The organism is Paenibacillus sp. 01L418 (assembly GCF_056400045.1).
The window spans coordinates 1-9,529 of sequence record NZ_JBFTSN010000247.1; the positions used below are offsets into that span (position 1 = coordinate 1).

Annotated in this window: 7 protein-coding genes; 6 read left to right on the forward strand and 1 reads right to left on the reverse strand. The window is 42.1% G+C overall.

All coding sequences use genetic code 11. The features are described 5' to 3' along the window. Together AC1DSE_RS23270 and AC1DSE_RS23275 are read left to right on the forward strand one after the other, a co-directional pair. Nucleotides 1–1,403, forward strand: a 1,403-nt coding sequence (locus tag AC1DSE_RS23270) for a glycoside hydrolase family 3 protein (RefSeq protein WP_477528258.1), incomplete at its 5' end; no start/stop codon positions are given. A 792-nt stretch (nt 1,404–2,195) separates the two neighbouring features. Continuing rightward, entirely contained in the window at nt 2,196–2,525 is a 330-nt protein-coding gene (locus AC1DSE_RS23275; RefSeq protein WP_477528259.1) for a CatA-like O-acetyltransferase, read from the forward strand. Between the two features lie 310 nt (nt 2,526–2,835). Here AC1DSE_RS23275 and AC1DSE_RS23280 read toward each other — a convergent pair whose 3' ends face one another. Continuing rightward, on the reverse strand, nt 2,836–4,254 hold the full coding sequence (locus tag AC1DSE_RS23280; protein ID WP_477509766.1) for a glycosyltransferase family 4 protein: 1,419 nt from the start codon (nt 4,252–4,254) through the stop codon (nt 2,836–2,838). A 266-nt stretch (nt 4,255–4,520) separates the two neighbouring features. Here AC1DSE_RS23280 and AC1DSE_RS23285 point away from each other — a divergent pair, with 266 nt between their 5' ends. From AC1DSE_RS23285 to AC1DSE_RS23300, 4 genes are read left to right on the forward strand one after another with little or no spacing between them, the layout of a single operon-like run. Next, nucleotides 4,521–5,798: a nucleotide sugar dehydrogenase gene (locus tag AC1DSE_RS23285; protein ID WP_441874886.1), complete on the forward strand. Its 1,278-nt coding sequence runs from the start codon at nt 4,521–4,523 to the stop codon at nt 5,796–5,798. Between the two features lie 15 nt (nt 5,799–5,813). After that, nucleotides 5,814–6,776, forward strand: a complete 963-nt coding sequence (locus AC1DSE_RS23290) for an NAD-dependent epimerase/dehydratase family protein (RefSeq protein WP_477528260.1) — start codon at nt 5,814–5,816, stop codon at nt 6,774–6,776. Between the two features lie 34 nt (nt 6,777–6,810). Further along, complete coding sequence (locus AC1DSE_RS23295) at nt 6,811–8,031, forward strand: glycosyltransferase family 4 protein (RefSeq protein WP_441874890.1); 1,221 nt, start codon at nt 6,811–6,813, stop codon at nt 8,029–8,031. Continuing rightward, complete coding sequence (locus AC1DSE_RS23300; protein WP_477509765.1) at nt 8,028–9,386, forward strand: glycosyltransferase family 4 protein; 1,359 nt, start codon at nt 8,028–8,030, stop codon at nt 9,384–9,386. The genes AC1DSE_RS23295 and AC1DSE_RS23300 overlap by 4 nt, the downstream gene beginning before the upstream one ends. Nucleotides 9,387–9,529 lie beyond the last annotated feature (143 nt).

A 9,529-nucleotide genomic window follows, 5' to 3' on the forward strand; every position in this document is an offset into this window, starting at 1 on the left:
AAAGAGACATTGGCAAGATTGCAGTGATTGGACCAAGCGCGGATGTTCCCCGTTACGGAGATTACAGCAGCCCAGTTGTGCCTGAGCATGCGGTTACGCTTTTGAAAGGCATCCAAAACATCGTTTCGGAAACGACCGAAGTTATCTACGCCAAGGGCTGCGAAATTCTGGAGTCCGACTTAATGACTATACCGGGCAAATGGCTCAAGGACAATGATGGCAACGAAGGACTTGTAGGTGAGTACTACAATTCTCTTTCTTTTGAGGGAGATCCTGTTTGTGTGCGAAATGACAAACAGATAAACTTCAACTGGATTTACACAAAACCTGCTGACGGTGTAAACGCAGATAACTTCACCGTTCGTTGGACAGGCAAAATTAAACCGTGCGATACAGTGGATGGTTACATTGGACTCAGCAGCATGGACAGCATGCGTTTGTGGATCGACGGCACGCTGCTTGTTGACGGTTGGGGCGACCTTGACTCCAATCAGATGGTTGCGTTCAAATTTGTCGAAGGCGAAGAGTACGATGTTAAGGTTGAGTATCTCAATGATTCACGTGGGGTAAGGGTAATCCTCGGTTACAGCCTCGGCAACGACTATATGGACGCTGCGGTTAAAGCAGCACAAGAGGCGGATGTTGCTATTGTAGCGGTGGGTGACAACGATCAGACTAGTGGAGAGAACCTGGACAGAGCGGACCTTAATCTTCCGGGCAGACAACTTGAACTCGTCAAGAGAATTTATGAAACAGGAACGCCTGTTGTTCTTGTCCTCCAAAACGGACGTCCGATGTCGATCACATGGGAGGCAGAGCATCTGCACGCGATTATAGAGGCATGGTTTGTTGGCGAGCAGGGCGGAAATGCTATTGCAGAGGTTATTTTCGGAGATGTCAATCCTGCTGGTCGTATTCCGATGTCTTTCCCAAGATCGGTTGGTCAGCTACCTGTATACTATAACCGCACACCATTCTATGGACATAAATATGTTGAAATGGACTGGCTCCCACTGTACCCATTCGGGTTTGGTCTGAGTTACACAACATTTGCGTATTCGGATCTTGACATTTCAGCAAGGGAAATTGCTCCGGATGGAACAGTGGATGTATCGTTTAACGTAACTAATACGGGAAATGTCGCAGGTGAGGAAGTTGCTCAGCTTTATATTAGGGATGAATTCAGCAGTACGGTCAGACCAGTCAAGGAGCTTGCAGGGTTTAAGCGAATTCATCTTGAAATAGGCGAAACAAAGCGCATCACGCTTACACTGGGATACAGACAACTCCGTACACTTACTAGAAGCCATGATTGGGTTGTGGAACCGGGTAAATTTGAGGTAATGGTCGGACCAAACTCGGGCGACGTTCCGCTAACAGGAGAGTTTTTCGTTCGGAAATAAATATGTATGAGTTATCACTGCTGGTATGATTCGAAATTAGGGAGGTAGTTCATTTGCCGCGTGTTCTTTTTATACGCAGCAAGGGAACTGTATCCCTTTTTTTGGTTCCATTTACCTCTGCATTTCTCCCCATTTTATGGGAATAACATGATTTTCATAAAAAATTGCTTCGAAATCAGAAAAACCTTTTGACTTTTTATAATGACCCCAATAATTACATAACGCACCGTGAGTGCTCATGAGGTTAAAGCGATTGCCGGCGATCATGAAGTAGAAGTTAGCTCAAGGAATCCGGATTAGACTTTTTCGATGAGCGTAATGATTAAAAGCGGAGTGATCATGTTATAAAGCGGAAGAAAACGGAACCTTGCGCTATTGTCACGGGATGGATGAGGTTAACAACATTCTGGAGAGAGTTAGGAACTAATGGACAATTATGATGTGTTGACTCTGCTTGCTCGATAATTATAGAGTGCTCAGTGTCGACCGTGTTGGTCAGAAAATCAATTTGTAAAACAAAATTAAACATGATCTCAAACCACTTTCTAAAGTGGTTTTTTTATTGTCTTAGTAGGTTTCTATCCTAGTTTTTTTACTCTTAATCCACCGTTCGAACAAAGCTAATTTACTTTTGCATCGTATTTATCCAGTATAAACGTTTGAATTGGATTCTAAAAATTTCTGGAGTGATGATCTTTACAGGAAAAATTATGTCTGCTAAACTAGCTACATTCTATTGTTAACCAAAATAAAAATATAAGGTTAACAATTAAACGTATTCAGCAAAAGGTGGTGTCATCCTGTGGCTATCTCTACAGTCGTTATCTTGATGACATAAAAAAGTACGGAAATGTTAAACAATTTGCCGCTAAAACAAACGAACCACCGGGCACTTTCCCCATTTCTAGCATTCCTTGGGTTAGCTTCACTGGCTTTAACCTGAACATCTATAATGAGGGAACCTATTTATTACCCATCTTTACAATGGGGAAATATTTTCAGCATGACGAAAAAATACTGTTGCCATTATCTGGACAATTCCACCATGCCGGGGTGCTGTGTAATGAGCTGCAATTACGTGCAGATACTTGTACGGAATGGTTGCCAAACTACACGGGTTAAATAGAGCAAGGAGCAGCTACTACGGTAGCTGCTCCTTGTTTCTATTAAGCTAAAGGGCAGCCTGCTCATACAATAGAATCTTAATTTATACGCTTATTCATAAGCGGTTGCACAATGCTCATATCGGGAATTGTGTATCCAATAGGCATTACTTGAAGAATACGATTCCAGATGTTTTTTTGTTCAATATCATGGGCTGATGAGAATTTGGAATCGATCATCTGCTGTAAATTATGAGCAGTTAGCAATTCTGGTCTTCTCAGGTTAAAAAGTATTGATCTTCGACGTGCTTTTTTAAGCACTCGTTTAATTATCTTTTTTTTGCGAGTCTTCTTTTTCTGTTTTTTCGTTTTCTTATTTTTAATGCGATTAGATATCTTCTTCTTCGTAAGATGCGCCATTTACTTCTTCCTTTCTTTTTCTTCCGTTGAACAGGTTGTATAGGTTGTATAATTTGTGTAGGTTGTATAGGTTGCAAACTAATTCCGTTATCTATTTCTGGATGCTTGCTTTTCGCGAGATTATACAAATCGACGACACGTTCAGTCATCGCATGCAATGACCAATGTTCCTCTCCCCATCTCTTTGCATGATTTGCCAGCTCAATCAGAGATGTTGAATCATCTTCATCTAAGGCAGATCTTAAGCAATGAAACAGCTGATCTCTATCTCCAGCATGAAATACAAGTCCAGTCGATGAGTGGGTTACCATTTCTGGAATACCACCAGCGTCTGAAGTGATGACTGGCTTGCCTGCAATTTGTGCTTCGATAATGGCAAATGGCTGGTTATCCTGCATGCTGGGCAGGACGACAAAATCAGCTTGTCGAAGCAATTCAGGAACATCCTCGCGGTTTCCCATAAAGATAACGTGATCAGTAAGACCGAGATTATTGGCAGTTTGCGTTATTTCTTCACGAAGAAAACCATCTCCTACGAACCAACAAATCCAATCCGTACGTTCTTCTTTTAGTTTGGCTAGTGCATAGATGAGATGGATTTGACCTTTCACAACATCAAAGCGTGCAGGGCACATAAATACTTTCTTCTCAGCAGGTCTTGTAACATTTGATTCTCGATTCATGTTTTGAAGAAACTCGTCAATGTCAAAACCATAATGGCTGACTGTAATACTATGTTCTGGAACAGAAAATTCATTTACTAAAACATCTTTTAACCACTGCGAGGGCGAGATTGTTACATCACTGACGGTTGCACCCAAATTTTCACGTATGGCCGAATAGTGCCAAAGCGGGGTATTTGTGTCTTGTTCCAGTAACCCCAATTCTTTCAACTTAACAAACCACTCTTTGGTGAGACAGCCATGAATTGTCGTTACTAAAGGAGTTTTAGGAGATTTAACACGTGACAACGCATGTGCGCTAACAATGTCCTGTGCATGGATAATGTCATAATCGGATAAGTCGAAGTACAAGGCAGCTGCTTCAATACAATACCGCTCAATTTCGGTGCTAGTTATCCATGGATCAGTTCCGGGCAAATAGTGATTCATATAGAGACTAGTCTGATCGGCAATAAGAGATGTTAGTTTGCTTTTATCAATGAATAAGCTTTTTCCTGGGACATGGAATCCCTGTCCATCCGGCGTCGGGGAGAATATATCTACTTGATGCCCTGCGAGCTGTAATCCTTTTGACAACTGATTGACATACGTATTTACGCCACCTGCATGAGGTAGAGACCAGCTGCAGGCGATTAGTATTCGCATTTGTTCCCCTCCGGTCAATTTGTCTGTCATTCCACTATCATATGAGTCTATTACAATAATGTTAACTTACATCCACCTATTTTTCTCTCGTATCATTACAGGCGATTGTCAATCAACAATTGCATCCAGTCGGTATAATTCAATATCCTCAAAATCTTATAAACTTCGTGACATTCTACTATTTCTGTAAAATATAGACTTTTATCTAATGCGATTTTGATTAATTTTCGTATGATGCTAGAAGATTAGTCAAAGGAGTTGAGAGAGTGAAAGAGCATGCTACTAATTATAAAATTGGTATTATTGGGCTAGGGTACGTTGGATTGCCATTGGCTGAGTTGTTTCTTGAGAAAGGTAATACGGTTTATGGTATTGATACTGATGAACGAAAAATCAATATGTTAAACAAGCGTCAATCCTATTTGTCTGACTATAAGAAAAACGAGATTCGAAATCTTTTCAGTAAAAATAGTTTTCATGTTGGGACTACCTTCAATGTCATCGAGAAAGTCGATGTCATAATCATTTGTGTGCCTACGCCGCTAGATGATCATGATCAACCTGATTTGAAATATGTGATTGGAGCTGCACAAAATTTGCTTCCACATTTGCGAAGAGGTCAACTCATTGTATTGGAAAGTTCTACGTACCCGGGAACTTGTGAGGAGCTGCTTAAGCCGATTTTGGAGTCCACTGGTCTCCTAGTAGGCAAAGAAATTTCGCTCGCATATTCACCAGAACGAATTGATCCCGGTTCGAAATGGGAATTGGAGCATATCCCCAAAGTTGTCGGAGGCGTAACGCCATCATGCACATCGTATGCCAAGGAAGTATATGAAGCAGTGTTTAAACGCATGGTCGTCGTGTCTTCACCGCGCGTTGCCGAAATGACGAAGCTGCTCGAGAACAGTCAGCGTTATTTGAATATCTCTTTTATGAACAGTCTGTTGAAGATATGCGAGGAGCTGGATATAAGCCTATGGGAAGTGATCGAGGCAGCAGGTACAAAGCCATATGGTTTTACGAAATATTATCCAGGTCCTGGTGTTGGCGGACATTGTATACCGGTTGACCCATTATATTTGTTGTGGAAGTCGAGGGAACACCATATTGATCTGCCTTTTATTGAGCTTTGCCGTCAGGTAAATGAGGATATGCCTAGTTTAATAGTAGAACGGGTTGCAAAGACTTTGCGTCCTAAAGAGCTAAACGAATGCAATGTACTTGTCATCGGGGTTACGTATAAGAAAGATGTAAATGATATGCGAGAGTCCATCGCGCTGCACATTATAGAGCAACTGCTAGAATCCGGAGTTAAGGTAGATTATTTTGACCCGTATGTAAATGAACTGAAAATTGGCGAAACGGTGCTTCATGCAGTCCCGCTTACGGCACGAAATATGAGAAATATTGATTGTACGTTAATTTTAACGGATCATTCGAATATTCCTTACGAGCTATTTGTGAAACACACACCTGTTGTCATAGATACACGCAATGCTACAAGCAAAGTCGCAGACCGTAAAAACGTCATCTTACTTTAAAAGGGGGGGATTTCAATGAAAATAGTAGTAACTGGTGGCGCAGGTTTTATCGGCTCACATTTAGTTGAGCGTTTGCTGGAGGAAGGCCACACCGTTTGGACAATAGATGATTTCTCGAATGGGCGGCCGGAATTTTTATCCCATCTCCAAAATCATAAACGTCACACACTTATCCAAGGCTCAGTAATGGATCGAGTGGTGATGAAGAAATTGATTGCCAAAGCTGATGTTGTTTACCACTTAGCGGCTGTTCTAGGCGTTAAAAATACGGTAGATGATCCCATTAAAGTTATAGAAGGCAACATTGACGGTACACGCAATGTACTTGAATTAGCATATCCGCGCCATGTCAAAGTCATTTTTGCTTCAACATCCGAAATATATGGAAAAAATGAGGAGCTGCCTTTTCACGAAATGTCCGGACGTATCTATGGTGCCCCATCTGTTCATCGTTGGTGCTATGCAACGGCGAAGTCGCTGGATGAGCATATGTGCTTTGCTTATGCCCAAAAGGGACTGCCAGTTACCGTGCTTCGGTATTTCAACGCATACGGACCTAGGCAAACAAATTCGCAATATGGCGGTGTTGTAGCACAATTCATTAAGGCAGCCTTGAAGGGAGAGCTACTTGAGGTTTATGGAGATGGGTTTCAAAAACGTTGTTTCACTTATGTAGAGGATACGATCTCTGGTACTTTAGCAGCACTCAAGCCGGAAGCTAACGGACTTGCATTCAATATCGGTACGAACCGCTCTATCTCGATTAGGGAACTTGCAAACTTGATTGTTTCTCTTAGCAATTCGACATCTTCTATCGTGTCCAAAACGTATGATGAAGCTTATGGCGCGGGTTATGAGGATATACCGGCACGAGAGCCGGACTTARCAAGATCACAAACTTTGCTTGGCTATAGACCTTCCGTGAAGTTGGAAGAAGGACTTATGAGAACAATAGATTGGTATCGAAATCATATATGATTTTTGTTCCTTTTGGCTGAAAGAGGGGTGACGGATGAAAATTGCACTTGTTTCATATTGGTGTGTTCCATATACAGGTGGAGTATCCACTTATGTATTGGCACTCAGGAAAGGACTTGAAGATAGGGGGCATGAGGTCGATATCCTCTCTCATAACGAAACTGGGCAGAATTACCACGTTGTCGATAAAGGTAAGTCGATTGATAAGCAAGCTGTATTAACTCCGATCATGCAGTATATGGGTCTTCGGTTCAATGAGAAATCATTGAATTATGATTCTTGGTTGGCAGCAATGGACGGGGAACGAATCGCTTTCCGTCAAGCATTATCCGAATTTTCCTTAAAGGAATATGACCTGATTCATGCGCAAGATGTGATCTCTGCGATTGGAGTATCTGAAGTTAAGCCGCGAACTACACCTCTTATTGTAACCCTTCACGGGAAACTAGAAGCCGAATGGAGGCTTCAAGGTTATATTTCTGATGATACCCTATCTGAACAATGGGGAAATGCGCTCGATCATTATGGAAGCATGGTTGGTGATTGGAATATTTACCCTTCCAAATGGCTTAAACAACAATATGAATCAACTGGGCTCATGAATGATATACAAATGGATGTTATTCCATATGGATTCGATACGTTATCTTTCCTCCATAAATCTACTAATGGAATAATAACGACTAAACCAGAAGGGGTGAAGCTGTTGGTCTGTCCCGCGCGTCTAGATCAGGTGAAAGGCCATGATGTTTTATTCCATGCACTTTCATTGCTGTTAAAGAACCGTTCGGATTGGATATGTTGGTTGATCGGAGACGGACCGCTGCGGGATAGTCTTGAACAAGTGATGAACCAGTATAATCTGGAGGGCCATGTCAAGTTTCTTGGACATCGGAACGATATGGCAGCTCTATTGAAGGAAGCGGATTACGTTGTAGTGCCAAGCATTCATGATAATTTTCCGTTCGTGGTCATGGAATCGCAAGCAATGGGGAAACCGATCATTGCTTCAGCAGTAGGAGGTATTCCAGAGATGATAACTCATGGCGAGAACGGTTTATTAGTGCCAGCCGGTCGAGCAGATTTGTTATGCAGCCAAATTCATAAACTATTCAATGATGACTCTCTTCGAAAACGTCTGGCCAATAAAGCCAGATCTTATGGACTCAAAAAATGGTCATTGGATAAGATGTGCGATCGAACTTTACAGCTGTACGAAAAGGCGCTTCAAGTCAAGAGAGGTGAAGTAAATTGAAAATTTTACTTGCAACGTACTGGCTGATCCCCCATGTTGGAGGGGTTTGGGTCTATATTCAAGATTTAAAAGCAAGCTTGGAACGACTAGGTCATGAGGTGGATGTGTTCGCTAGGCATCCGGATGAAAATAGCTATTATATGGCTAATACTGGTGAGCGGGTAGAGAAAGAGAGATTTAAACGGCTCGTCGAAGGCGAAATACGAGCGATCTACGCTCCATACCAGTCGCTAATTGATCCATGGATTGTTGAACAGGAAATTGAGTTCTGCTCTTATGCCCTTGCAGCATCTTATTTTGGACTTGGAAAATATGATTTGATTCATACTCAGGATGTCATTTCATCCCGAGCACTATGGCAAATTAAACCGGAAGAGATACCATTAATAAGTACAATCCATGGATGTCTCTCAACTGACTACTGGGTATCGCTCGAAGGGAAATTGCCGTCCGATACGATTTGGAAGTATGCATGTGCTCGGGAGTATTATGGCGCAACTTCAAGCGATTTGACTATTGTTCCGACGAAATGGCTGCATGATACGCTCGTTGGATATATGGTGCCTTCCCAGCATATGGAGGTTATCCCATATGGGATGAACGTGGAGCTATATTTGCAACGGATGAATGAACGCTCTACCTTTACGATACCGGATGCAGCGAATGTCATCATCTGTCCTGCGCGATTTGACAAAGTAAAAGGGCACAGCTGTTTACTAGATGCTCTGTATACTCTCAAACAAATAAGAAATGATTGGATATGTCTACTCGTTGGTGATGGGAATCTTCGGTCAGAGTTAGAGTCGAAAGCAAACCGCTTGGGCTTAGCTAGTCACGTCATTTTTACGGGCAGCAGAAATGACGTTCCGTCATTGATTAAGCAGTCTGATATCGTCGTGCTCGCAAGCTTAAATGACAATCATCCGTTTACTGTCATGGAAGCGCAGATTGCACATAAGCCACTCGTTGTTTCCAATGCTGGCGGTATTCCGGAAATGGTGAAACACAATCATACGGGATTGGTTGCAAAAGCTGGGGACAGTGACGAATTGTCACACTGCTTGAATGCACTGCTGGATGATCATAAGCTTCGCAATAAGCTTGCAGCAAATGGTTACAAATGGGGCGTGAATCGATGGTCACTAACGACCATGGAGCAGCTAACCACCCATCTTTATGAACAGCTCTTGAATAAACAGCGTATACGAAAAGTAACACATCCTCCGAAACATGTTGGAAGACATGGGGCATGGATAAGCTCATCACTAAGAGAAGTGTACAATATGTACATCCCGCAATCCTATTCAATTGTTGATGATCATATTATTGGTTCCGTTCTATATCAAGGAAAATAAAAAAACTATCTGAAAGGAAAGATTTCATGACCAATATACAAATCACTCCATCAGGTCCTCAACAAGAACCTTCCATCGCTCTTAAGTCACTGGATCAATCTACTGTCATCGTAACAACAAATGATCTGCGGTCGGGGAATAAT